Below are 23524 nucleotides of genomic sequence, written 5' to 3' on the forward strand. Positions count from 1 at the left end.
CGAAGGGGCGCGTCGGTGCCGAAAAGGAGAGCGCGCGGAGGTTCGTGAGGAACGAGCGAACCGAGCACGGTCGACTGTCGGCACCGACATGAGGCGCCCCGGAGGCGAACCGAGCCCCGAAAAAGAAGGTGCGCCCAAAAAAACACAGCCGGGCTGGGCGGGATGGTTACCGGCAAGTAGCATGGGAGGGGAAGCACGCCCTGGCGTGCCCCGCAGTGCCATCCCGCACCCTGGAGGAGAGCCATCGTGCCTCGTACCGTCAGGGACGTCGTCTTCGTCGACGGCGTCCGTACCCCGTTCGGCAAGGCGGGCCCGAAGGGCATGTACCACGAGACCCGGGCCGACGATCTGGTCGTGAAGGCGATCCGGGAGCTGCTGCGCCGCAACCCGGATCTCGACCCGGCCCGTATCGACGAGGTCGCGATCGCCGCGACCACGCAGATCGGTGACCAGGGCCTCACCCTGGGCCGTACCGCGGGCATCCTCGCGGGGCTGCCGCAGTCCGTGCCCGGCTACTCCGTGGACCGTATGTGCGCGGGCGCGCTGACCGCGGTGACCAGTACCGCGGGCTCCATCGCCTTCGGCGCGTACGACGTCGTCCTGGCCGGCGGGGTCGAGCACATGGGGCGCCACCCGATGGGTGAGGGTGTGGATCCCCATCCCCGGTTCGTGAGCGAGAAGCTCGTCGACGAGTCCGCCCTCTTCATGGGGATGACGGCCGAGAACCTGCACGACCGCTTCCCGCATCTGACCAGGCTGCGTGCCGACGAGTACGCGGTGCGGTCGCAGGAGAAGGCCGCGAAGGCGTATGCGAACGGTGTGATCCAGCAGGATCTGGTGCCGATCTCGATCCGCCGTACCAACGCCGAGGCGGGCGAGACCGGCTGGGGTCTGGCCACCGCGGACGAGCCGATGCGGCCGGGGACGACGCTGGAGACGCTGGCCGGGCTGAAGACGCCGTTCCGGCCGCACGGCCGGGTCACCGCGGGCAACGCCGCCGGGCTCAACGACGGCGCCACGGCCTCGCTGATCGCCGCCGAGGACTTCGCGCGCGAGCAGGGGCTGCCGGTCAGGATGCGGCTCGTCTCGTACGCCTTCGCGGGCGTCGAGCCCGAGGTGATGGGGTACGGACCGATCCCGTCGACGGAGAAGGCCCTCGCCAAGGCGGGTCTGTCGATCTCCGACATCGGGCTGTTCGAGATCAACGAGGCCTTCGCGGTACAGGTGCTCGCCTTCCTCGACCACTACGGCATCGCGGACGACGACGAGCGTGTCAACCAGTACGGCGGCGCCATCGCGTTCGGTCATCCGCTGGCCTCCTCCGGTGTACGGCTGATGACGCAGCTCGCCCGGCAGTTCGAGGCGCAGCCGCACGTCCGCTACGGACTGACCACGATGTGCGTCGGCTTCGGCATGGGCGCGTCGGTCATCTGGGAGAACCCGCACTTCGACGGAGGCACCAAGTGAGCACCGCTGAACTCCTGAAGGGCGCGGCCGAGCTGTTCCCCGACGAGGTCGTCACCCAGGCGCACGTACGCCATCTCGACCTCCCGGGGGCCGGGCGCTTCGCGCTCATCACGCTGGACAACGGCCTGGACCACACGAAGCCGACGACGTTCGGCCCGCAGTCGCTGGCGAATCTGGACGCCGCGATCGACCAGGTCGAGGCCGAGGCGTCCGAGGGCGCCATCGTGGGTGTGGGGGTGACCGGCAAGCCGTTCATCTTCGCCGTCGGCGCCGACCTCAAGGGTGTGGAGCTGCTGAAGCGCCACGAGCACGCCCTCGCGATCGGCCGGGGCGGCCACGAGGTCTTCAAGCGGCTCGCGGCACTGGCCGTGCCGACGTTCGCGTACTACAACGGCGCGGCGATGGGCGGCGGTGTCGAGGTCGGTCTGCACTGCCGCTACCGCACGGTGTCGGCCGCGGTGCCCGCGTTCTCGCTGCCCGAGGTCTTCCTCGGTCTGGTGCCGGGCTGGGGCGGCTGTACGCTCCTGCCGAACCTGATCGGCGCGGACCGCGCGGTCTCGGTCGTCATCGAGAACTCGCTCAACCAGAACAAGCAGCTCAAGGGCGCCCAGGTCCATGAGCTGGGGATCGCCGACGCGATCTTCGAGGGCGCGGACTTCCTGGAGCAGTCGCTGCTCTGGACGGCGTCCGTGCTCAAGGGCGAGCTGGAGATCGTACGGCCCGCGGTGGACCGCGGTGAGGCCTGGGACCAGGCCGTCGCGCGCGGCCGGGCCTTCGCCGACTCCAAGGTGCACGGCGCGGCCCCGGCCGCCTACCGCGCGCTCGACATCATCGCCGCGGCCAAGGACGGCGACCTCCAGGCGGGCTTCGACGCCGAGGACCGGGCCCTCGCGGACCTGATCATGGGCGGCGAGCTGCGCGCCGGGATCTACGCCTTCAATCTGGTGCAGCGGCGCGCCAAGCGCCCGGCGGGCGCCCCGGACAAGTCGCTGGCCCGTCCGGTCACCAAGGTGGGTGTGGTCGGCGCGGGGCTGATGGCCTCGCAGCTCGCGCTGCTCTTCCTGCGCCGCCTGGAGGTCCCGGTCGTCCTCACGGACATCGACCAGGAGCGCGTCGACAAGGGCGTCGGCTATGTGCACGGCGAGATCGACAAGCTGCTGCTGAAGTCCCGTATCAACCAGGACAAGGCGAACCGGCTCAAGGGCCTGGTCTCGGGTGTGCTGGACAAGGCCGAGGGCTTCGCCGACGCGGACTTCGTCATCGAGGCCGTCTTCGAGGAGATGGGCGTCAAGCAGCAGGTGTTCGCGGAGGTGGAGGCGGTCGCCCCGGCGCACGCGATCCTCGCCACCAACACCTCGTCGCTGTCGGTCTCGGAGATGGCGTCGAAGCTGAAGCACCCGGAGCGGGTCGTCGGCTTCCACTTCTTCAACCCGGTCGCGATCCTGCCGCTGCTGGAGATCGTGCGCGGTGAGCTGACCGACGACGCGTCGCTGGCGACAGCGTTCGCGGTGGCCAAGAAGCTGAGGAAGAGCGCGGTGCTGGTGAAGGACGCCCCGGCGTTCGTCGTCAACCGTATCCTCACGCGCTTCATGGGCGAGATCCAGAACGTGATCGACGAGGGCACCCCGGTGGAGGTGGCGGAGCGCGCGGTGGAGCCGCTGGGGCTGCCGATGTCGCCGCTGGTGCTGCTGGAGCTGGTCGGTCCCGCGATCGGGCTGCATGTCTCCGAGACCCTGCACCGCGCGTTCCCGGACCGTTTCACGGTCTCGGAGAATCTCGCGGCGGTCGTGAAGGCGGGCAAGCGCGGCTTCTACGTCTATGACTCGGGCGCCCCGGAGCTGGACCCGGAGGTCGCCGCGCTGCTGAAGCAGGGCGGCACGGTCCTGACGGAGGAGCAGACGCGCGAGCGTGTCCTGGCCGCGGTGGCGCAGGAGATCGGTCTGATGCTGGCCGAGGGCGTCGTCGCCGAGGCCCAGGACATCGATCTCTGTCTGATCACGGGCGCGGGCTGGCCGTTCCATCTGGGCGGCATCACCCCGTATCTGGACCGGGAAGGCGTCTCGGAGCGTGTGAACGGCAAGCCGTTCCTGGCCCCGGGTGTGGCGAGCGTGCCCGCGTAACGGAGACAGGCGCCGGGAAACGGGCGGGTGGGGCGAGGAGACTTCCCCACCCGCCCGTTTCCCATGGGGGCGGGTCTCTCATCGTGTCTCCGCGACGGGGCGTCAGACGCGTGTCCAGGCCGCCAGTGCCAGGCCCGGTTCCGCCTTCTGGCGGGCCAGGCGCAGGGTGCCGTCCTCGCCGAGCGCGGCCAGGACCACTCTTCCCTCGCCGTCCAGGGCCAGCGCCGGGGCGCCGACGCAGGGGTCGCCGGACAGGGTCCAGTTGAGGCCGGCGGCCTCGTTCTCGGTCGGATAGGCGGCGATGCTGGGGCGGCCGTCGGGGCCGCGCTGGGCGAGGATCGTGCAGTCGTGGCCGTCGACCGGGGTACGGAGCAGGGCCAGCGGGCCGGTGCCCGGGCCGCCCAGCCGGGCCGGTTCCGTTCCCGGCCGCCAGGCGTGGACCGTGCTGTCCTCGGCGTCCCGCCAGAAGTGGGTGAGCCGCCCCGCGCCCGTGCGCTCGGCGATGAGCGTGCCGGGCGCGACGGGGGCGACCGGCTCGTCCCCGGCGCGTTCCAGGGGTGCTTCGGGCTTCTCGCGGAGCCAGCGGACGACGGTGTCCCGGGCCGGGACGAGGACCTCGATCCGGCCCTGGTCGGTCATGGCCGCCGCCGTCTCGCCCGTCAGCTCCGTGCCCTTCTCGGGGTTCGCACCGCCCCAGGCCTGCCAACGGCCCGTGGGCGACTGGTTCTTGGCCGACAGACCGCCGTTGGCGTTGCGTACGAAGAGGTGCACGGAGCCGGTCGGGTCCAGGACCGCCGACGGCAGTCCGATGTGGACGCCCTTCTCGCGGTCCTTGCCGTGCGGATTGCCCAGCGACTGCCAGTCCCGCAGCGGACGGCCCGTCTGGAACTGCACGGCGTGCACCAGATCGGTGTCGCTCGGCCCGTCGGCGCGGTGACGTTTCCGCAGCCCCAGCAGATGGACGAACCCCTCGGCGCTGCGGGAGATGGAGAGATACGGCAGCAGACCGGGGGCGGCGAGGGGTTCGGGGCCCGTCCAGCCGGGGCCGCCGACCCGGGTCTCCGTCCAGCGCAGCACCCCGTCGGCGGCGGGCGCGTAGGCCGTGAGCCTGCCGTCCTTGCCGCGCAGCAGCCAGCCGGTGGTGGCGGGGAGGGAGGTGTCCACGGGAAACGCCGGAGGCGTGCGGCGTGGCCCGGCCATGTCCACGGCCTTGCCCGCGCCGTCCCCCGACCGTCTCGACATCCGTCCGGACCTCGGTGTCATGGCCCGCCGCCACCTTCCCGGGCGCTGGAAACCCGGGACACGATGATACGCGCGGGTGCTCCGGTGGGTCCGGGAGCCCGGGGCCCGCGGCGCTGTGACACGCTTCCGGGATGCGGACTCAGATCATCGTGGACGCGGCGAACGTGGTGGGTTCCGTCCCCGACGGATGGTGGCGCGACCGGCGCGGGGCCACCGAGCGGCTGCGCGATTCCCTGGTGCCTTACGCCGAACGGGGGATCGCCGGGCATCCGGGGCCGGTGGAACTCGTCCTGGTCGTGGAGGGCACCGCCCGGGAGGTGGCACCGGTGCCGGGGGTACGGGTCGAGCCCGCGCCCGGCAGCGGCGACGACCGGATCGTGGAGCTGGCGGCGCGTGCGGCGCGGGACGGGGTCCCCTGTGTCGTCGTCACGGCCGACCGGGAGCTGCGCCGGCGGGTGGCGGGGTACGGCGCGGAGTGCGCGGGCCCCCGGACGGTACGTCAGCCTCCGGAGGAGCGTACGTAGAGCACCGCGCCGTCGACCGTCGCCGCCAGCGGCTCGTACTGCCGGGCCAGCAGCGCGCGCAGGGTGGGCAGCCGGCCGGGGGCGTAGGGGCCGCCGCGCGAGTCGTCCACGATCAGCAGCGGCGGACGGGAGCGCAGCTCGGCGAGGAGCACGGGCCAGGCGCCCGTGACGGCGTACCTCTCGCCGACCCGGGGGCTGTCCCTGCCGCCGCTGTAGTTGGTGAGCAGACCGGCCGTCAGATAGCGGCTGGCGGGGGTGCGGCCGGCGAGCCAGTACGTCTCCGGGTGCATCCCCCAGACCAGGACCCGGTCCGTGGGCGCGGTACGGGCCCGTACCGCGTCGGCGAGCCGCTGGGCGTGGGCCAGTTCGGGGCGGGGCGCGAGCATCCCCCAGGTGAGGAACAGCGCGCAGACGCCGACCGAGGTCAGCAGCGCGGACGCGGCCCGTTCGCGGGACAGCGGGCGCAGGGCGGCGGTCGCCAGCAGCACGAGCGGCGGCACGAGCTGGAGGAAGTAGTGGCCGAAGAAGTGGAGGCCGGCCACGACGGCGACGGCGGAGGAGGCGAGCCACACCCACAGATCGGCGGTGTCTCCCCGGGCGGTGCGCCGGGCGCGCGCCAGTGGTGCGAGCAGCGCGGAGCAGGCGAGAGCGAGGAGGGCGGTGTTCGCCAGCCCCCGGGAGAGCACATGGAGTCCGGAGCCGGTGAAGGCGGCGTACGCGGCCGATCCCGTCACCGTCCAGAAGACGAAGCCGGACGGGTCGGTGAGCAGGGCGGCGGCGAGGACCGGCAGGGCGAGCCCGGCGGCCAGCCTCGGCAGTCCGGCGCCGCCGGGCGCGGAGCGCCGCAGCAGCCACAGGACGGGGACGAGGACGGCGCCGCCGGTCTGTTTCGTCAGCAGCGCCCCGGCGACGGCGAGTCCGGCGGCGCCGGGGCGCCCCCGGCCCGCGCACCAGATCGCCGCCGCCGTGAACGGCAGTATGAAGACCTCGAAGGTGGCGGCCTGGGTGTCCTCGGGGTTGAGGCCGACGGAGAGCAGCGGATGCAGGACTCCGGCGGTCCTGCCCGCCCGGTCGCCCCAGCGCTCGCGCGCGATCGCGGCCAGCAGGGCGGCGGTGAGCAGATGGGCGACGGCGGCGAGGACCTTCACCGCGTACAGGGTGCCGTCGCCGCAGAGCGCGAGGACGGCTTCGTACAGCCAGGGCAGCAGGGGCGGCTTGCGGTCGACGACGGTCTCGTACAGCGCTCCCCCGTCGGCCAGCATCCGCGCCTGGACGGCGAGATAGCCCTCGTCGGGGCTCCACAGGGGGTGGCGGAAGGAGGGGATCCGGGTGATCAGGACCAGCAGCGCGACGACCGGGAGCAGCCGCCGCCAGTAGGGGGCGGTCCGGGGCGCCGTGGCCGGTGCGGCGCGGTGCTCCGGGCGTACGGGCCGCAGGGCGGGCGGTGGTGGCTCGGCAAGCATGGCGGGGGCCGCTACGAGCCGCTGTCCGCCGTCAGCGGGAGGTTCCGAGGCGGCTGTGGGCGCGTCCGTAGACGGCGTAGAGGACACAGCCGACGACCATCCAGACGCCGAACCGCAGCCAGGTCTCGGCGGGCAGATTGAGCATCAGCCACAGGGAGGCCAGGACGGACGCGACCGGCAGATACGGCACCAGCGGGGTACGGAAGGCCCGGGGCAGGTCGGGGCGGCGTCGGCGCAGGATGATGACGCCGAGCGCGACCACGACGAAGGCGAAGAGGGTGCCGATGTTGACCAGTCCGGCGAGTTCCTCGATGGAGGTGCAGCCCGCGACGATCGCGACGATCACCCCGAGCAGGACGGTGGAGCGGTAGGGCGTGCCGAACCGGGGGTGGACATGGGAGAAGGTCCTGGGGAGCAGTCCGTCGCGGCTCATCGCGAAGAACACCCGGGTCTGGCCGAGCAGCAGGATCATGCAGACGGAGGTGAGTCCGACGGCCGCGCCGAAACTGATCAGACCGGCCCAGACGGGATGGCCGACGGACTTGAAGGCGTCGGCGAGCGGGGCGTCGACGGAGAGCCGGGTGTAGTGCTGCATCCCGGTGACGACGAGCGAGACCGCGACGTACAGCAGGGTGCAGAGGAAGAGCGAGCCGAGGATGCCGCGCGGCACGTCGCGCTGCGGGTTCACGGTCTCCTCGGCGGCGGTGGCGACGATGTCGAAGCCGATGAAGGCGAAGAAGACGACGGCCGCGGCGGTGAAGATGCCCATGACGCCGAAGTGGGTCGGCACGAAGCCGGACATGAGCTGGATGAGCGGGGCGTCCAGTCCGCGGCCGCCGGCGCTGGGCCGGGCGGGCGGGATGAACGGCCGGTAGTTGGAGCCGTTGATGAAGAAGGCGCCGACGACGATCACGATCAGTACGACGGTGACCTTGACGGCGACGATGACGGCGGTGACGCGTGAGGAGAGCTTCACGCCGACGATCAGGATGCCGGCCAGGACGAGGACGAGGAGGAAGGCGAGCAGGTCGAAGCCGAACGTCCCGCCGTGGGTGCCGGACAGGAACTCCGGCAGGCTCACGCCCCCGTTGTTCATCAGTGAGCGCACATAGCCGGACCAGCCGACGGCCACGACCGCGCAGCCCAGCGCCAGTTCCAGGACGAGGTCCCAGCCGATGATCCAGGCGGGGAGTTCACCGAGCGAGGCGTACGAGAAGGTGTACGCGGATCCGGCGACCGGTACGGTCGAGGCGAACTCGGCGTAGCAGAGGGCGGCCAGTCCGCAGACGACCCCGGCGGCGATGAACGCGAGCGCGGTGGAGGGTCCGGCGTTCTGCCGGGCGACCACGCCGGTCAGCACGAAAATGCCCGTACCGATGATCACACCGACGCCGAACACCGTGAGGTCGAGCGCGGAGAGGGACTTCCTGAGCGCGAACTCGGGGTCCTCGGTGTCGCGGATGGACTGCTCGACATCCTTGGTGCGGAACATCCCGTTTCCGGCTGGTCCCGGGGCGTGCTGTGTACTCACCGGCATACCTCCGTGTGCGCGTCGTTCCGGCCATGATCGAGAGGCCGCGCACCCGGGGGCGCCCGCGACGTCGTTTTTCACACGGATGGGCCGGTCGGACCACCCGTACAGGGCGGACCGACCGGCCCATCAGCCGTTCGAGGGAATGCTCAGGGGCGTGTCGCGAACGTGGCGTCCTAGTCGCGGGCGGCCTCGGTGGGTGAGGGCACCAGCCGGCCGTCCAGCTTCGCGACCAGGCCGGTGACCTGCCGTGCGATGTCCGGGGCGGTCAGCCCGATCTCGGCCAAGACCTCCTTGCGGGAGGCGTGGTCGAGGAAGCGCGGCGGGATGCCGAAGTCCCGCAGCGGTACGTCGACCCCGGCGTCGCGCAGGGTCTGGGCGATCGCGGACCCGACGCCGCCGACGCGGCTGTTGTCCTCGACGGTGACGACGACCCGGTGCTGCTCGGCGAGCGGGGCGAGTGCCTCGTCCACCGGCTTGACCCAGCGCGGGTCGACGACGGTGGTCGTGATGCCCTGCTTGTCGAGGAGCCCGGCGATCTCCAGGCACATCGGGGCGAGCGCGCCGACGGAGACCAGCAGGACGTCCGCCGGGCCCTCTTCGGGCCTGCGCAGCACGTCCATGCCGCCGACGCGGCCGACGGCGGCGACCGCGGGACCGACCGCGCCCTTGGAGAAGCGCACCACGGTCGGGGCGTCGTCGACGGCCACCGCCTCGCGGAGCTGGGCGCGCACCTGGTCGGCGTCGCGGGGCGCGGCGATCCGCAGACCGGGCACGACCTGGAGGATCGACATGTCCCACATGCCGTTGTGCGAGGCGCCGTCGGTGCCGGTGATCCCCGCGCGGTCCAGGACGAAGGTCACACCGCAGCGGTGCAGGGCGACATCCATCAGGACCTGGTCGAAGGCCCGGTTGAGGAAGGTCGCGTAGACGGCGAAGACGGGGTGGACCCCGCCGGTGGCCAGGCCCGCCGCGGAGACGGCGCCGTGCTGTTCCGCGATGCCGACGTCGTACACCCGGTCGGGGAAGATCTTCGCGAACTTGTCGAGACCGACCGGCTGGAGCATGGCGGCGGTGATGGCGACGATGTCCTCGCGCTCCCGGCCGAGCTTGACCATCTCCTCGCCGAACACGGAGGTCCAGTCGACGCCCGAGGAGGCGATCGGCAGACCGGTGTCGGGGTGGATCTTGCCGACGGCGTGGAAACGATCCGCCTCGTCCGCGAGCGCGGGCTGGTAGCCCCGGCCCTTCTCGGTGAGGCAGTGCACGATGACCGGGCCGCCGAAGCGCTTGGCCCGCAGCAGCGCGGACTCCAGGGCCTCGATGTCATGGCCGTCGATGGGACCGACGTACTTCAGCCCGAGGTCCTCGAACATGCCCTGCGGGGCGATGAAGTCCTTGAGGCCCTTCTTGGCGCCGTGCAGGGTGTCGTAGAGGGGACGGCCGACGACCGGGGTGCGCTCCAGGAGGTCCTTGCCACGGGCCAGGAAGCGTTCGTAGCCGTCGGTGGTCCGCAGGGTGGCGAGATGGTCCGCGAGGCCGCCGATGGTCGGCGCGTACGAACGCTCGTTGTCGTTGACGACGATGACGAGCGGGCGGTCCTTGGCGGCGGCGATGTTGTTCAGCGCCTCCCAGGCCATGCCGCCGGTCAGCGCGCCGTCACCGATGACCGCGACCACATGGTCGTCCTTGTTCAGGACCTGGTTGGCCTTGGCGAGACCGTCGGCCCAGCCGAGCACCGTCGAGGCGTGCGAGTTCTCGATGATGTCGTGCTCGGACTCGGCGCGGGAGGGATAGCCGGACAGACCGCCCTTGCTCTTCAGCCGGGAGAAGTCCTGACGTCCGGTGAGCAGCTTGTGGACGTACGACTGGTGGCCCGTGTCGAAGAGGATCTTGTCCTTCGGCGAGTGGAAGACGCGGTGCAGGGCGATGGTCAGTTCGACGACGCCGAGGTTCGGACCGAGGTGGCCGCCGGTCTTGGAGACCGCGTCCACGAGGAACGACCGGATCTCTCCGGCCAGCTCGTCAAGCTGCTCCGGGCCGAGCCGGTCCAGGTCGCGAGGCTCCCTGATGCGAGTCATCAGCTCCCATCCGCCCACCCCCGCCCCTGCTCGGCGCGCTTCGCGCGGCACCTGCTTCACTGTGCCTCCTTGCGTTTTGGGCTGGTCGAGCTCTGCCGATCTGGCGAGTCTAATGTTCCGTTCGCGGCTGTCATCAGTGGGCGGTGCATAACTCATCACTCGATCAGTTGTATGTAGGTCATACCGACTAGACCCGGAACACGGCTGTGCCCGGCACCCCGGGGCGGGGTGCCGGGCACGGGCCCGTACGTCTGCGGGACGGCCGCCGGGGGCGAACCTCAGGCGCGGCCCGCGGTCTTCTGGGTCTTCCGGGTGACGGAGTCGATCACGACGGTGGCCAGCAGCACCCCACCGGTGATCATGTACTGGATCGGGGTGGCGATGCCCTGGAGGGCCAGTCCGTACTGGATCGATGTGATCACCATGACACCGAGCAGCGCGTTCCAGGTGCGGCCCCGGCCGCCGAAGAGGCTGGTGCCACCGATGACGGCCGCCGCGATGGCGTTCATCAGCAGGTCACCGGTGCCGGCGCCCTGGTTGGCCGCCGCGATCTTGGAGGCGATGAAGAGACCGCCGATGGCCGCGAACGTACCGGCGATCGAGTAGACGGAGACCCGGATCAGCGTGACGTTGATACCGGCGCGGCGGGAGGCCTCGACACTGCCGCCGAGCGCGAAGACCTTGCGGCCGTACGTGGTGCGGCGCAGCACGAAGTCGGTCACGACCAGCACCACGAGGAAGATCACCAGCGCGAGCGGCAGACCCTTGTACTGGTTGAACATGATCGCCGCCGCGAAGGCCACGATCGCGAGGACGACGGTGCGCAGCACGATCTCGCTGAGCGGCCTGGAGGGGACACCGGCGGCCTCACGGCGGCGGTTCTCCAGGAAGGACGTGGCGAAGAACACCACGACCGCGACGATCGCGAGCCCGTAGGCCGCGGCGACATCGGTGAAGTAGTGCGTGGTCAGCTTGGCGACCAGACCGTCGGGGTCCAGGTTGATCGTGCCGTTGTCGCCGAGGATCTGGAGCATGAAGCCGAGCCAGAAGAGCAGACCGGCGAGGGTGACGGCGAACGCGGGCGCGCCGACCCGGGCGAAGAAGAACCCGTGGATGGCGCCGATGACCGCGCCGCTGACGATGGCGATCACCAGGGCCAGCCACTCGTTCATCCCGTGGGTGACGCTCAGCACGGCGACGATGGCACCGGACACACCGCTGACGGAGCCGACCGACAGGTCGATCTCGCCGAGCAGGAGGACGAAGACGATACCGACGGCGATCATGCCGGTGCCGACCATGGCCACGGAGATGTTGTTGATGTTCTCCGCGGACAGGAAGTTCGAGTTCAGGCTCTGGAAGACGACACAGATGATCAGCAGACCGATGACGACCGGGATGGAACCCAGGTCGCCGGCGCGTATCTTGCGCCGGAACTCGGAGATGTAGCCCGCGAAGCCCTGCTCCCGTACGAGCAGCCGCGGGTCGACCGCGGTGACCGCGCCGTCCGCCGCGGCGGGGGCGTCGACCGGGGCGGGGGCCGTACCGGACGGCGCCGCCTTGTCGAGCGAGGGGGAGGTGTTCTCGGTGGTCACTTCTGAACCTCCACGGTGCGCGACGCGCGACGGGTCACGGCGTTGTCCGTGGCTCCGGTGATGGCGGCGATGATCTCTTCCTGCGAGGTGGACGCGACGTCGAAGACGCCGTTGTTGGTGCCCAGCCTGAGCACGGCCACCTTGTCGGCGACGGCCTTGACGTCCGCCATGTTGTGGCTGATGAGCAGGACGGCGAGGCCGCGTTCGCGCAGCCGCTCGACGAGGTCGAGGACCTGGGCGGTCTGCTCGACACCGAGGGCCGCGGTCGGCTCGTCCAGGATGACCAGCTTGGGCTCGCCGAGCATGGACCGTGCGATGGCGACGGTCTGCCGCTGGCCGCCGGAGAGCGAGGCGATCGGGATACGGACACTGGGTATCCGGATCGAGAGGGTGGTGAGCAGCTCGCGCGAGCGGCGCTCCATCTCGACCTCGTTCAGCACGCCCCAGCTGCGGAGTTCACGCCCGAGGAACAGATTGCCGACGACATCGATGTTGTCGCACAGGGCGAGGTCCTGGTAAACGGTGGCGATGCCCAGGTTCTGGGCGTCGTGCGGCCTGCCGATCGAGACGGGCCTGCCTTCCCACTCGATGACTCCGTCATCGATGGGGTGCACGCCGGCGATGGTCTTCACCAGCGTTGATTTCCCGGCGCCGTTGTCGCCGACCAGGGCGACCACCTCACCGGAGTGGACCTCAAGCTCTACGTCGGTGAGCGCCTGGACGGCACCGAATCGCTTGGAGACCCCTCGCAACGCCAGCACGGGCGTAGCGGTCACGTGAACCATCTCCTTCGCCGCCTGACCGGCGGGGATGCCGCGCCGGGGGGAGGCGCGGAGGTCGAGCAGAAGAGAACGTAAGGGGCCGGCCACGCGGTGCGGGCGCACGGCATGGCACGGCGGCCGGGGTGGATCCATCCGGCACCCCGCCCGAGCTGCGGGGCTGTTGGTGGGCGGGGTGCCGGACAGGCTTCACCGGGGGCAGGTCCCGGGCGGGCCCGGAAGGGACCTCTCGGTCCCGGGGACCTACTTCAGACCGATCGCGTCACAGCCGGCCTTGTACTTGCCGGTGCAGATCTCACCGACGGTGTAGATGCCGTCCTTGATGACCGTGTCGTTGATGTTGTCCTTGGTCAGCGAGACGACCGGGACGAGCACCGAGGGGACGCCCTTGGTGGTGGCGCTGTCGACCGTGGTCTTGGCGATGGAGTCGAGCTTCTCGCCCTTGGCGAGCGCGACGGCCATCTCGGCGGCCACGGAGGCCTCCTGCGGGTAGGACTTGTAGACGCTCATGAACTGCTCGCCCGTCACGATGCGCTGCACACCGGCGAGTTCGGCGTCCTGGCCGGTGACCGGCGGGAGGGTGGCGAAGCCGGCGCCCTTGAGGGCGGTGATGATACCGCCGGCCATGCCGTCATTGGCGGAGTAGACGCCGATGATCTTGTCCTTGCCCAGGGCGGAGATGGCGCCCTCCATGTTGGCGTTGGCGTTCTCCGGCTTCCACTCCTTGGTGTCGTACTCCTTGCCGATGTTCACCTTGCCGTCGAGCTCGGAGTGCGCGCCCTTCTTGAACATGGCGGCGTTCGGGTCGGTGACGGCACCGTTCATCATGACGATCTGGCCCGACTTGGCCTTGTCGCCCAGCGCCTCCAGGAGGGCCTTGCCCTGCACCCGGCCGACCTCTTCGTTGTCGAAGGAGGTGTAGGCGTCGATCGGGCCCTCGGCGAGACGGTCGTACGCCACGACCGGTATGCCGGCCTCCTTGGCCTTCTTCACCGAGCTGGCGATGGCCTTGGAGTCGACGGCGTCGACGACCAGCACGTCCACCTTGTTGGTGATCATGGTGTCGGCCTGCTGGCTCTGCAGGGTCGCGTCCTGCTTGGCGTTGGCGTAGACGATCTTGCCGGTGCCGTCGGTCAGCTCGCTGACCTTCTTCTCGATCAGCGGCTTGTCGAACTTCTCGTACCGGGCGGTCTGGTTCTCCGGCAGGAGCAGGCCGACCGTGATCGGGCCATCGGCGGCCGGCTTGGACTCTTCGGCCTTGTCACCGGACTCCTTCGCGCTGCCACAAGCGGCGAGCGAGACGGCCATCGCGGTGGCGGCGGCGGCCACGGCAGCACGACGCATCTTTGCGTTCACTTCACAAACCTCCCTGACGAGGCCGCGACGTTGCGGCCGAGGTGGCTGGAAGTCAACTCGGCTCCGAGGTCGGCGTCAAGGAGTAAATCCTTAACGAGATGACAACGGTGCCATTCGTTATCTAAGTGAAGGCAGGCGTCGTGGCCGGAACGACGCTCTCCAAAAGGGTCGAATCGCCCATTTCGCTGAGGACCAGGGCGAGCGCGCCGAGCACTTCGGCACGGCCGCCGAGCGCCCCGGGGAGCACCGAGAGCTGCCGGGCCGCGCTCGGGATCGCGTACCGGGAGACCGACTCGCGTATCGGCCCGAGCACCAGTTCCCCAGCCTCCGCCAAATCCCCGCCGAGCACCACCCGGCTGGGGTTCAAGAGGTTGCACAGATTCGCCACACCGCTGCCGATGTGCCGGCCCACGTCGGCGACGACCCGCCGGCAGCCCGGGTCGCCCTCCCTGGCGAGCTGGACCACCCGCTCCATGGTCAGATCGGCGCCGTGGCTGGACTGGAGCAGCGGCAGGACATAGCGGGCCGCCGTGAAGGTCTCCAGGCAGCCCCGGTTGCCGCAGCGGCACACCGGGCCCGACTCGTCGAGCGTGATGTGCCCGATCTCACCGGCCGTACCGCCGGGGCCGCGGTAGATCTGGCCGTCTATCACCAGACCGGCGCCGACCCCGCTGGCGACCTTGATGTACGCCAGGTCCCTGACCCCGCGCCCGCTCCCCCAGACCAGCTCGCCGAGGGCCCCGAGATTGGCGTCGTTGTCCACGTAGACGGGGACGCCCAGGCGCGAGGCCAGCTCGTCGCTGGGGTTGATGCCGCTCCAGCCCGGCAGGATCGAGGTGGAGCCGAGGGTGCCCGACTCCACGTCGATCGGCCCGGGAACGCCCAGGCCGACACCTATCACCTTGGCGCGGCTGACGCCGGTGGTCACGATGAGCCGCTCGACCAGCTCCTCGGCGCGGCCGAATCCCTGGGCGGACGAGGCGTCCACGTCGAGGGGCTCCGACTCCTCGGCGAGCACCTGGTGGGCGAGATTGCCGACGGCCACCCGCAGATGGGTGTGGCCGAAGTCGACCCCGATGACGGTGCCCGCGTCGCCGCTGAGGGACACGCTGCGGGCCCGCCTGCCGCCCGCCGAGGTGGGCGTGACCTGGACCGTGCCGCCGTCCTTCAGCTCACGGACGATATTGGAGACCGTGGCCGCCGACAGTCCCGTGCTCCGGGCGATCTCCGCCTGGGTGAGCGAACCGGCCATACGAACCGCTCGTACGACTCGTTCGAGGTTGGCCCGGTGCAGGGACGACTGCGACCCTGGAGTCTCCACGACTGATCCACTCCTGCCCTTGGCAGGCGGCACGACCGCCGCCGCCGGCCGGGGCCGCGCCAATGAGACCCCGACGTCTCTCCAACTTGTGAACCCTAAGCTCAGCCTTTCGCGCTGCTCCCCGTCAAGACCTTGAGCAATGCGGAACGCGACAAACCGCCCGTCGACCTGTGCCGACGGGCGGTTCGGGTGCTTTGGGGGCCGGTCCGCTACTTCAGGGCGCCGGCCGTCAGACCGGCCACCACCTGGCGCTGGAAGATGATGTACGCGGCGAGCACCGGCAGCATCGCCATCACCAGGCCGGCGAAGAGACCGGACCAGTCGCCCTTGTATCCCTGGCTGACCGCGAGCTGCACCAGTCCCTGCGAGAGCACCTTGCGGTCCGGGTCGGTGTTGAGCACCGTGGGCAGCAGGTACTGGTTCCACTGCCCCAGGAAGTTGAAGATCCCGACACTGATCAGGCCGGGCTTGGCCATCGGCAGCATCACCTGGAAGAAGGTCCGGGTGTGCGAGGCGCCGTCGATGATCGCCGCTTCCGCGACCGAGGTGGGCAGCGTCCTGAAGAACGAGGTCAGGAAGAAGACCGTGAACGGCAGCGAATAGGCGATGTAGACCAGGATCAGGCCGTGGATGGTGTTCAGCAGGCCCAGATTGTTCATGACGTAGAACAGCGGGACCAGCGCCAGGATGACCGGGAAGCTCATCCCGCCGATGAACAGGTAGTAGATGAAGCGGTTCCCGGGGAACTCGAAGCGCGCCAGCACATAGCCGGCCATCGAACCCAGCAGCAGGGTGCCGGCGAGCGAACCGGCCACCACCAGCACGGTGTTGAGGAAGTAGTCGCTCATGTGCGCCTGGGTCCAGGCGCGCGACCAGTTGTCGAAGTGCAGCGTGTCGGGCAGCGACCACGGCTCGGTGAAGATGGATCTGTCGTCCTTGAAGGACGTCATGACCGCCCACAGCAGCGGCATCACGACCAGCACGGCCCAGATGACCAGCACACCGTGCGAGAAGACATTGAGGACGCCGCCGCTCCTGCCCTCGCCTCCGGGCTCCGGAGCTGTCCTGGCCACCGCGGGCCGTGCCGCGCCCGTCGTGGCCTCGGCCGGGTCCGGGGCACCCGCCGGGGGCGGCGTGTCGGCGGGGGGAGGGGTGTCAGTGGTCTTCATCAGAACTCCAGCCGCTCACGTCGGCCCAGCCGCATCACGACGGCGGCGAAGGCCAGCGTGACGACGAGGAGGGCGACACCGATCGTGGTCGCATAGGCCGCCTGACCGTCACGGAACGCCTTCTGGTAGACGAGCAGGGTCAGTACGTTGGTGGAATCGGCGGGTCCGCCCGGTCCCACGGTCATGATCTGGACGACCGCGAAGGACTCCGCGCCCAGGGCGAGGATGCCCATGTAGACCCACCCCGACTGCACCGTGTCCCACAGCAGCGGCAGCGTGATGCGGAAGAAGGTGGTGAAGCGGTTCGCGCCGTCCAGCAGCGCCGCCTCGTAGAAGTCCTTGGGGATGGAGGCCATGCCCGCGGAGAACAGGACCACGAAGAAGCCGGTGGTGGACCACACCAGGACGGCCATCACGCACCACAGCGCGAGATTCGGATCGCCCAGCCACTCCGGCTGGACACTGTCCAGTCCGACGGCGCCGAGCGCCGAGTTGATGGCACCGCTGTTCGGGTTGTACGCGAACTGGAAGAGCAGCGCGACAATCGCGATCGACAGCACCTGCGGGAAGAAGTACACGATCTTGTAGAAGGCGGAGCCGCGCACACCCGCGATGGCGGATCCCTTCCGCCCGCGCCCGCCGACATTCAGCATGAAGGCGAAGAACAACGCCAGTCCGAGTACCACGACGGGCAGCAGCAGCGCGAAGAGCAGACTGTGCCGGAGGGAACTCCAGAAAGTGTCGTCGTCCAGCATCCGGGTGTAGTTGTCGAAGCCGACCATCGCGAAATCGGGGCTGAGCCCGGTCCAGTCCGTGAACGAGTAATAGATGGACTGGATGAACGGCCACACGACGAAAAGCGCGTACAGCGCCAGTGGCACGATGAGAAACCCCACGATGAACCGGTACTTGCCGTGTTGCATGTCTCCCGACCCCGAATCCCGGCGGGTGCCGCCGTGCTGCCCTGGAGTGCCCGTCGGACTCCGCGCGGGGCCGACGGGCCGGAACCGGAAGCCCCGGCGGGGCCTCCGGCCGCATCCGCTCCTACTGGTGCTTGTAGTGCTTGATGGAGCTGTCCTTGGCCGCCGCGTCGGCGTACTCCTGGGCCTTGTTCATGGCCTCGGCCGGGGTCATGCGCCCGGCCATCATCTCGCCGAGCACGCCCACGCCGATCTTCTCCTTCTGGAGGGCGACGTACCAGTCCTGGAGCCGCGGGTTCAGCACGTTGTCGCCCGCCTTGGCGAGGGCGTCGACGCCGGACTGGAGCGCGGTGGACAGGGTCAGCCCGTCGGTGCCGCCGTTGAAGGTGGTCAGCGACTTCACCTTGGAGGTGAAGTTCTTCGACGAGGCCTCGCTGAGCATGATGCGGAGCTGCTCCATGCCGCCGTCGGGGTTCTTGGCGTTGGCCGGGACGACGAAGGGCTCACCGCCGGAGGCCCAGATGGCGCCGAACGGAAGCTTGTCCGAGCTGTCCAGACCGGACGGCGCGGCCACCTTCATCTGGAAGTCCTTCGGCGTGGTCTTGGCCGCCTCGTTCTCCACCCAGGAGCCGTTCGGGATGAACAGCGCCTTGCCCTCGGTCCACGCGGTCTGCGACTGGATGTGGTCGAGACCCGGGGTGCCCTTGAGGACATAGCCCTTCTTGTACAGCTCGTAGTACGCCTCGAAGGCGGACTTCACGGCCGAGTGCTTCCAGGCGTTGGGCTCCAGGTCGTCGATCGCGTCGAGGACCTCACGGCCGCCGATCTTGCCGATGAACGGGTAGAGCGAGAACGGGAGGTAGTACGGGTACTTGCCGGCGTACGTCCAGCCCGCGATGCCCTGCTTCTTGGCCTTCGCGCAGAGGGCCAGCATCGCGTCCCAGTCCTCGGGGTACTCCGCGTCGAGCCTGTCCAGCGCGGTCTGCGAGTACCAGACGCCGTACACCGTGTAGGCGTAGTACATGATCCACACCGGGTCGCCGTCGAACTGGCCCATCTCGACGACGCCGGGCCGCAGCGTGTCCCTGACCTTCTTGGCCGGGTCGTCGTAGGAGGGGGCGTCCAGCAGGGGCGTGAGATCGGCGAGCTGCTTCTTGCCGACGAGAACACCCATGTCCATCGCCTCGGCGCCCGAGTTGTCGATCAGGTCGGGCGGGGTGCCGCCGTTGAAGCGCGGCTGGAGCTGGGACTGGATCTTCTGGGTCGGGGTGAACTTCACCTCCGCCTTCGGGAAGGCCTTCTCGTACTGCTTGACGGCGTCCGTGGCGTACTCGGTGCCGAAACCGCCGTCGAACAGGACGAAGTCGAGCGGCGCGCTGTCGTTCACCCCGAGCGGGTTCTTCTCGGACGCCGTGCCCTTGTCGACCTTGTTGTCGGTCCCGCTGTCGCTGCTCGCGCAGGACGCCAGGAAGCTCATCGTCGGGACGGTGATCAGACCGATCGCGGCGGACCGCTTGATCACATCACGACGGCCGAGGCCCCCGTTGTGCTGAGCGGAGGTGGATCCCATGCTCAAGTCCTCGCCTTCTCCAGGACTCAGGCGGTGTACCGGTCGCCCGTGCTTCTCGCCTGAGGAGAAGGGCCCCGCCACCGCGGTCGATTGAAGCTGGGTCGTGCAGGATGGTCGCTCTTCGTCGTGCGCGTCGGTCGCGGGAGTACGGGCCTCTACGAACGGCCGGTCGTGGACAGAACCCTCCCGGCCGCCCCCTCCTCCTACGTGTTGTCCGCCACTGCGGGAAACCCCAGGGGCGGACGCCGACAGGTATAGTCCACTTCCCGCCAACTGAGCAAGATCGAAAGCAGGTTTGGACGGCAGTCTTTCCCTAGTTGAGACCTCGCGGATATCCGAGCCGGTTGTGTACTCATTCGACCACCTCCGCCCCCATCGGAATGGCCGACTCCAAATGTTCCACCCCCGCAACACCCTTGACACCACTCTGCACTTGGCTCCTACTGGACCCTGCGCTCTCGTTTGACAACGTTGTCCGACTTGGTACGCAGGAGGAAAGCTCGGTATGGAGCAGAGAACCGGACCCCGGCGCAGACAATGGCACCCGGCCGCCCTGGTGGCCGCCGCCGCGCTGCTCGTCGTCACGGCGCAGTCCGCCGCCGTGGCGCGACCCGCGCAACCCAAGCTGGCGGAAAAGGAATTCAGTACGTCCTTCGAGGCCGACGAAACACAGCCGGACTGGCGCAACACCGTCGAAGTGGGACCGGGCGGCGAGAAGCGGGCATCCGGTGTCGACGGCGGCTTCACCAGTGGAATCCCGGGCAATATCACCGACCGGGTGGTGGATCTGCGCGCCAGCGGCGAGAACACCGGCGGCGGGGAGACCAAGGAGAATCTGGTCGATGTCCAGTCGGCCACGAAGTGGCTGGCCTTCACCCGCACCGCCTGGGTGGAGTTCGACCTGGACGGGCCCGTCAAGGTCCTCACCTACGCCCTGACCTCCGCGAACGACCACGCCGAGCGCGACCCCAGGGACTGGACGCTCCAGGGATCCACGGACGGCACGCAGTGGCAGGACCTGGACACGCGGAAGGGCGAGACCTTCGGCGAGCGCTTCCAGACGAAGTCGTACGACATCGCCGGTACGACCGCGTACCAGCACTACCGGCTGGAGATCACGGCCAACAACGGCGGCTCCGACGCCACCCAGCTCGCCGATGTCCAGTTCTCCAACGGCGACATGGGCGCCCCGGCGCCCCAGGACATGCGGACGCAGGTCGACCGCGGCCCGTCCGGCTCCCCCACGGCCAAGTCCGCCGCCGGATTCACCGGCAAGCGCGCGCTGAAGTACGCCGGGACGCACCAGCCGGAGGGGCGCGCGTACTCGTACAACAAGATCTTCGACGTCAACACGGCCGTGCGGCGCGACACCGCGCTCTCGTACCGGATCTATCCCTCCCTCCCGGAGACGGATCTCAACTACCCCGCCACCAACGTCTCCGTCGATCTCGCGTTCACCGACGGCACCTATCTGAGCGCTCTGAAGGCCGTCGACGCGCACGGCGGGCTGCTGACCCCGCAGGGCCAGGGCGCCGCCAAGCGCCTCTATGTCAACCAGTGGAACCAGGTCGACGCGCGGATCGGCTCGGTCGCGGCCGGAAAGACCGTCGACCGGATCCTGGTGGCGTACGACTCCCCCAAGGGCCCCGCGGCCTTCCAGGGCTGGATCGACGACATCACCCTGGCCCCCAAGGCACCCGAGAAGCGGCTGGCGCATCTGTCGGACTACGCGTCCACCACCCGCGGCACCAACTCCAGCGGGTCCTTCTCGCGCGGCAACACCTTCCCCGCGACAGCCGTGCCCAACGGCTTCAACTTCTGGACGCCGGTGACCAACGCGGGGTCGACGAGCTGGCTGTACGAGTACAGCCGCGGCAACAACGCCGACAACCTGCCGACCGTCCAGGCCTTCAGCGCCAGCCATGAGCCGAGCCCCTGGATGGGCGACCGGCAGACGTTCCAGATGATGCCGTCGGTGGCCGCGGGCACGCCCGACGCGTCCCGTACGGCGCGGGCGCTGCCGTTCCGGCACGAGAACGAGATCGCGAGGCCCCACTACTACGGGGTGACGTTCGAGAACGGTCTCAGGACCGAGATGACCCCGACCGATCACGCGGCGATGGTCCGGGTCACCTATCCCGGCGCGGACGCGAGCATGATCTTCGACAACATCTCCAACGCGGGCGGGCTGACGCTGGACCCGGAGACCGGCTCCTTCACCGGTTTCTCGGACGTCAGGAGCGGTCTGTCGACCGGCGCCACGCGTCTTTTCGTATACGGCGTCTTCGACGCGCCCGTCACGGCGAGCGGCAAGCTGTCCGGCGGCGGGGGCGCGGACGTCACCGGCTATCTGCGCTTCGACGCCGGTGAGGACCGCACCGTCACCCTGCGGCTGGCGACCTCGCTGATCAGCGTGGACCAGGCGAAGAAGAACCTCGCCGACGAGATCCCGGCCGGCACCCGCTTCGAACGGGTCGAGGACCGGGCGCAGCGCGCCTGGGACGACATCCTCGGCAAGGTGGAGGTGGAGGGCGCGGACCACGACCAGCTCACCACGCTCTACTCCAGCCTCTACCGGCTGTATCTGTATCCCAACTCCGGCTTCGAGAACACCGGGACGAAGTCCCGCCCGAAGCAGCAGTACGCCAGCCCGTTCTCGCCGAAGACGGGCCAGGACACCCCGACGCAGACCGGCGCGAAGATCGTCGACGGTGAGGTGTACGTCAACAACGGCTTCTGGGACACCTACCGGACGACCTGGCCCGCGTACTCCCTCCTCACCCCGGAGCGGGCGGGCGAGCTGGTGGACGGCTTCGTCCAGCAGTACAAGGACGGCGGCTGGATCTCCCGCTGGTCCTCCCCGGGCTACGCGGACCTGATGACCGGTACGAGTTCGGACGTGGCCTTCGCCGACGCGTATGTGAAGGGCGTCGACTTCGACGCGGAGGCGGCGTACGAGGCGGCGCTGAAGAACGCCACCGTGGTGCCGCCCAGTTCGGGTGTGGGGCGCAAGGGCATGGAGACCTCGCCCTTCCTCGGCTACGCCTCCACGGAGACGCACGAGGGGCTGTCCTGGTCGCTGGAGGGCTACCTCAACGACTACGGCCTGTCCACGATGGCCGAGGCCCTCTACAAGAAGACCAAGAAGGAGCGGTACAAGGAGGAGTCGGAGTACTTCCGCAACCGGGCCAAAAACTATGTCACGCTCTTCGACCCGAAGGCCGGCTTCTTCCAGGGCCGTGACCTGAAGGGCGACTGGCGTGTGGACTCGGAGACGTACGACCCGAGGGTCTGGGGCTACGACTACACCGAGACGAACGGCTGGGGCTACGCCTTCACGGCGGCGCAGGACTCGCGCGGACTGGCGAACCTCTACGGGGGCCGCTCGGGCCTCGCGCGGAAGCTGGACACGTACTTCGCGACGCCCGAGACGGCCGGTCCCGAGTTCGTCGGCTCGTACGGCGGGGTCATCCACGAGATGACGGAGGCGCGCGACGTACGGATGGGCATGTACGGCCACTCCAACCAGGTCGCCCACCACGCGACATACATGTACAACGCGGCCTCGCAGCCCTGGAAGACGCAGGAGAAGGTCCGCGAGGTCCTGGGCCGGCTGTATGTCGGCAGTGAGATCGGACAGGGCTACCACGGCGACGAGGACAACGGCGAGCAGTCGGGGTGGTACCTCTTCTCGGCGCTCGGGTTCTATCCGCTGGTGATGGGCAGCGGGGAGTACGCGATCGGCTCGCCGCTCTTCACCAAGGCGACGGTCCATCTGGACAACGGCCGCAAGCTCGTGGTCAAGGCCCCGAAGAACAGCCGCAAGAACATCTATGTCCAGGGCCTCAAGGTGAACGGCAAGACCTGGAACTCCACGGCGCTCCCCCACGAACTGATCGCACGGGGCGGCACGCTGGAGTTCGCGATGGGTCCGAAGCCGTCGGCGTGGGGTTCGGGCAGGAACGCGGCCCCGGTCTCGATCACGCGGGACGACAAGGCCCCGTCCCCCCGGACGGACGCGCTGCCGGCGTCGGGCCCGCTGTTCGACAACTCCTCCCGTACGGAGGGGACGGTCGAGTCGGTGGACCTGCCGGTCGGCTCGGCGACCCGCGCGGTCCAGTACACCCTGACGTCGGCCACGGCGTCGAAGGCCCCGAGCGGCTGGACACTCCAGGGCTCGTCGGACGGCACGGTCTGGCGCACCCTGGACACCAGGTCGGCGCAGTCCTTCACCTGGGACAAACAGACCCGCGCCTTCACGGTCGCCAGGCCGGGCACGTACACGAAGTACCGCTTGGTGACCACGGGCCCGACGGACACCCCGCCGACCCTGGCGGAGGTGGAACTGCTCCGGTAGCGAGGTGAGCCGACCCGCGGGAACGACCC

15 protein-coding genes are annotated in these 23524 nt (G+C 69.5%); 4 read left to right on the forward strand and 11 right to left on the reverse strand.

From position 1 onward, the window contains the following. The first annotated feature begins 246 nt into the window (after positions 1-246). Both ACFYYH_RS23340 and ACFYYH_RS23345 read left to right on the forward strand, forming a co-directional pair. Positions 247-1467: a thiolase family protein gene (locus tag ACFYYH_RS23340; protein WP_388554223.1), complete on the forward strand. Its 1221-nt coding sequence runs from the start codon at positions 247-249 to the stop codon at positions 1465-1467. After that, the gene (locus tag ACFYYH_RS23345) at positions 1464-3587 is read left to right on the forward strand and encodes a 3-hydroxyacyl-CoA dehydrogenase NAD-binding domain-containing protein (RefSeq protein ID WP_388554226.1); all 2124 of its coding nucleotides are present in this window, start codon (positions 1464-1466) and stop codon (positions 3585-3587) included. Before ACFYYH_RS23340 ends, ACFYYH_RS23345 begins: the two co-directional genes overlap by 4 nt. A gap of 102 nt (positions 3588-3689) precedes the next feature. Here the strand turns inward: ACFYYH_RS23345 and ACFYYH_RS23350 are convergent, their stop codons facing one another. Then, complete coding sequence (locus tag ACFYYH_RS23350) at positions 3690-4850, reverse strand: hypothetical protein (RefSeq protein ID WP_388554229.1); 1161 nt, start codon at positions 4848-4850, stop codon at positions 3690-3692. A 110-nt stretch (positions 4851-4960) separates the two neighbouring features. Here ACFYYH_RS23350 and ACFYYH_RS23355 point away from each other — a divergent pair, with 110 nt between their 5' ends. Beyond that, positions 4961-5353 carry an NTP pyrophosphohydrolase gene (locus ACFYYH_RS23355; protein ID WP_388554232.1) on the forward strand — a complete coding sequence of 131 codons (393 nt, stop codon included), beginning with the start codon at positions 4961-4963 and terminating at the stop codon, positions 5351-5353. On the opposite strand, the gene ACFYYH_RS23360 is transcribed toward ACFYYH_RS23355, so the two are convergent. The 10 genes from ACFYYH_RS23360 to ngcE form a co-directional block, all read right to left on the reverse strand. Then, positions 5329-6816 (reverse strand): glycosyltransferase family 39 protein, encoded by a 1488-nt coding sequence (locus ACFYYH_RS23360; protein ID WP_388554235.1) that lies wholly within the window; start codon positions 6814-6816, stop codon positions 5329-5331. The genes ACFYYH_RS23355 and ACFYYH_RS23360 overlap by 25 nt on opposite strands. A 31-nt stretch (positions 6817-6847) precedes the next feature. Next, positions 6848-8308 carry an amino acid permease gene (locus tag ACFYYH_RS23365; RefSeq protein ID WP_388554237.1) on the reverse strand — a complete coding sequence of 487 codons (1461 nt, stop codon included), beginning with the start codon at positions 8306-8308 and terminating at the stop codon, positions 6848-6850. 215 nt (positions 8309-8523) lie between these two features. Next, complete coding sequence (gene dxs / locus ACFYYH_RS23370; RefSeq protein ID WP_388554239.1) at positions 8524-10428, reverse strand: 1-deoxy-D-xylulose-5-phosphate synthase; 1905 nt, start codon at positions 10426-10428, stop codon at positions 8524-8526. Between the two features lie 278 nt (positions 10429-10706). Beyond that, the gene (locus ACFYYH_RS23375; protein ID WP_388554241.1) at positions 10707-12023 is read right to left on the reverse strand and encodes a sugar ABC transporter permease; all 1317 of its coding nucleotides are present in this window, start codon (positions 12021-12023) and stop codon (positions 10707-10709) included. Continuing rightward, entirely contained in the window at positions 12020-12808 is a 789-nt protein-coding gene (locus ACFYYH_RS23380; RefSeq protein WP_388554244.1) for an ATP-binding cassette domain-containing protein, read from the reverse strand. Before ACFYYH_RS23380 ends, ACFYYH_RS23375 begins: the two co-directional genes overlap by 4 nt. A 237-nt stretch (positions 12809-13045) precedes the next feature. Continuing rightward, the gene (locus ACFYYH_RS23385) at positions 13046-14146 is read right to left on the reverse strand and encodes a substrate-binding domain-containing protein (RefSeq protein WP_388554504.1); all 1101 of its coding nucleotides are present in this window, start codon (positions 14144-14146) and stop codon (positions 13046-13048) included. Between the two features lie 133 nt (positions 14147-14279). After that, positions 14280-15479, reverse strand: a complete 1200-nt coding sequence (locus ACFYYH_RS23390) for an ROK family protein (RefSeq protein ID WP_388554246.1) — start codon at positions 15477-15479, stop codon at positions 14280-14282. A gap of 209 nt (positions 15480-15688) precedes the next feature. Further along, the gene (locus ACFYYH_RS23395) at positions 15689-16648 is read right to left on the reverse strand and encodes a carbohydrate ABC transporter permease (RefSeq protein WP_388554249.1); all 960 of its coding nucleotides are present in this window, start codon (positions 16646-16648) and stop codon (positions 15689-15691) included. Beyond that, entirely contained in the window at positions 16648-17571 is a 924-nt protein-coding gene (locus tag ACFYYH_RS23400; protein WP_388554252.1) for a carbohydrate ABC transporter permease, read from the reverse strand. The genes ACFYYH_RS23395 and ACFYYH_RS23400 overlap by 1 nt, the downstream gene beginning before the upstream one ends. 121 nt (positions 17572-17692) lie before the next feature. Next, on the reverse strand, positions 17693-19138 hold the full coding sequence (gene ngcE / locus ACFYYH_RS23405; protein ID WP_388554255.1) for an N-acetylglucosamine/diacetylchitobiose ABC transporter substrate-binding protein: 1446 nt from the start codon (positions 19136-19138) through the stop codon (positions 17693-17695). Positions 19139-19643: 505 nt separating this feature from the next. On the opposite strand from ngcE, the gene ACFYYH_RS23410 reads away from it, so the two are divergent. Next, on the forward strand, positions 19644-23495 hold the full coding sequence (locus ACFYYH_RS23410) for a GH92 family glycosyl hydrolase (RefSeq protein WP_388554258.1): 3852 nt from the start codon (positions 19644-19646) through the stop codon (positions 23493-23495). Positions 23496-23524 lie beyond the last annotated feature (29 nt).

The sequence above is a fragment of the Streptomyces sp. NPDC002018 genome, assembly GCF_042890865.1.
Lineage (GTDB): Bacteria > Actinomycetota > Actinomycetes > Streptomycetales > Streptomycetaceae > Streptomyces.

Coding starts and splice junctions, on each gene's coding strand:
- ACFYYH_RS23400 (WP_388554252.1), bottom strand. CDS start 17,571: ATGCAACACGGCAAGTACCGGTTCATCGTGGGGTTTCTCATCGTGCCA.
- ACFYYH_RS23360 (WP_388554235.1), bottom strand. CDS start 6,816: ATGCTTGCCGAGCCACCACCGCCCGCCCTGCGGCCCGTACGCCCGGAG.
- dxs (WP_388554239.1), bottom strand. CDS start 10,428: ATGACTCGCATCAGGGAGCCTCGCGACCTGGACCGGCTCGGCCCGGAG.
- ACFYYH_RS23355 (WP_388554232.1), top strand. CDS start 4,961: ATGCGGACTCAGATCATCGTGGACGCGGCGAACGTGGTGGGTTCCGTC.
- ACFYYH_RS23365 (WP_388554237.1), bottom strand. CDS start 8,308: ATGTTCCGCACCAAGGATGTCGAGCAGTCCATCCGCGACACCGAGGAC.
- ACFYYH_RS23395 (WP_388554249.1), bottom strand. CDS start 16,648: ATGAAGACCACTGACACCCCTCCCCCCGCCGACACGCCGCCCCCGGCG.
- ACFYYH_RS23385 (WP_388554504.1), bottom strand. CDS start 14,146: ATGCGTCGTGCTGCCGTGGCCGCCGCCGCCACCGCGATGGCCGTCTCG.
- ACFYYH_RS23350 (WP_388554229.1), bottom strand. CDS start 4,850: ATGACACCGAGGTCCGGACGGATGTCGAGACGGTCGGGGGACGGCGCG.
- ACFYYH_RS23380 (WP_388554244.1), bottom strand. CDS start 12,808: ATGGTTCACGTGACCGCTACGCCCGTGCTGGCGTTGCGAGGGGTCTCC.
- ACFYYH_RS23410 (WP_388554258.1), top strand. CDS start 19,644: ATGGAGCAGAGAACCGGACCCCGGCGCAGACAATGGCACCCGGCCGCC.
- ngcE (WP_388554255.1), bottom strand. CDS start 19,138: ATGGGATCCACCTCCGCTCAGCACAACGGGGGCCTCGGCCGTCGTGAT.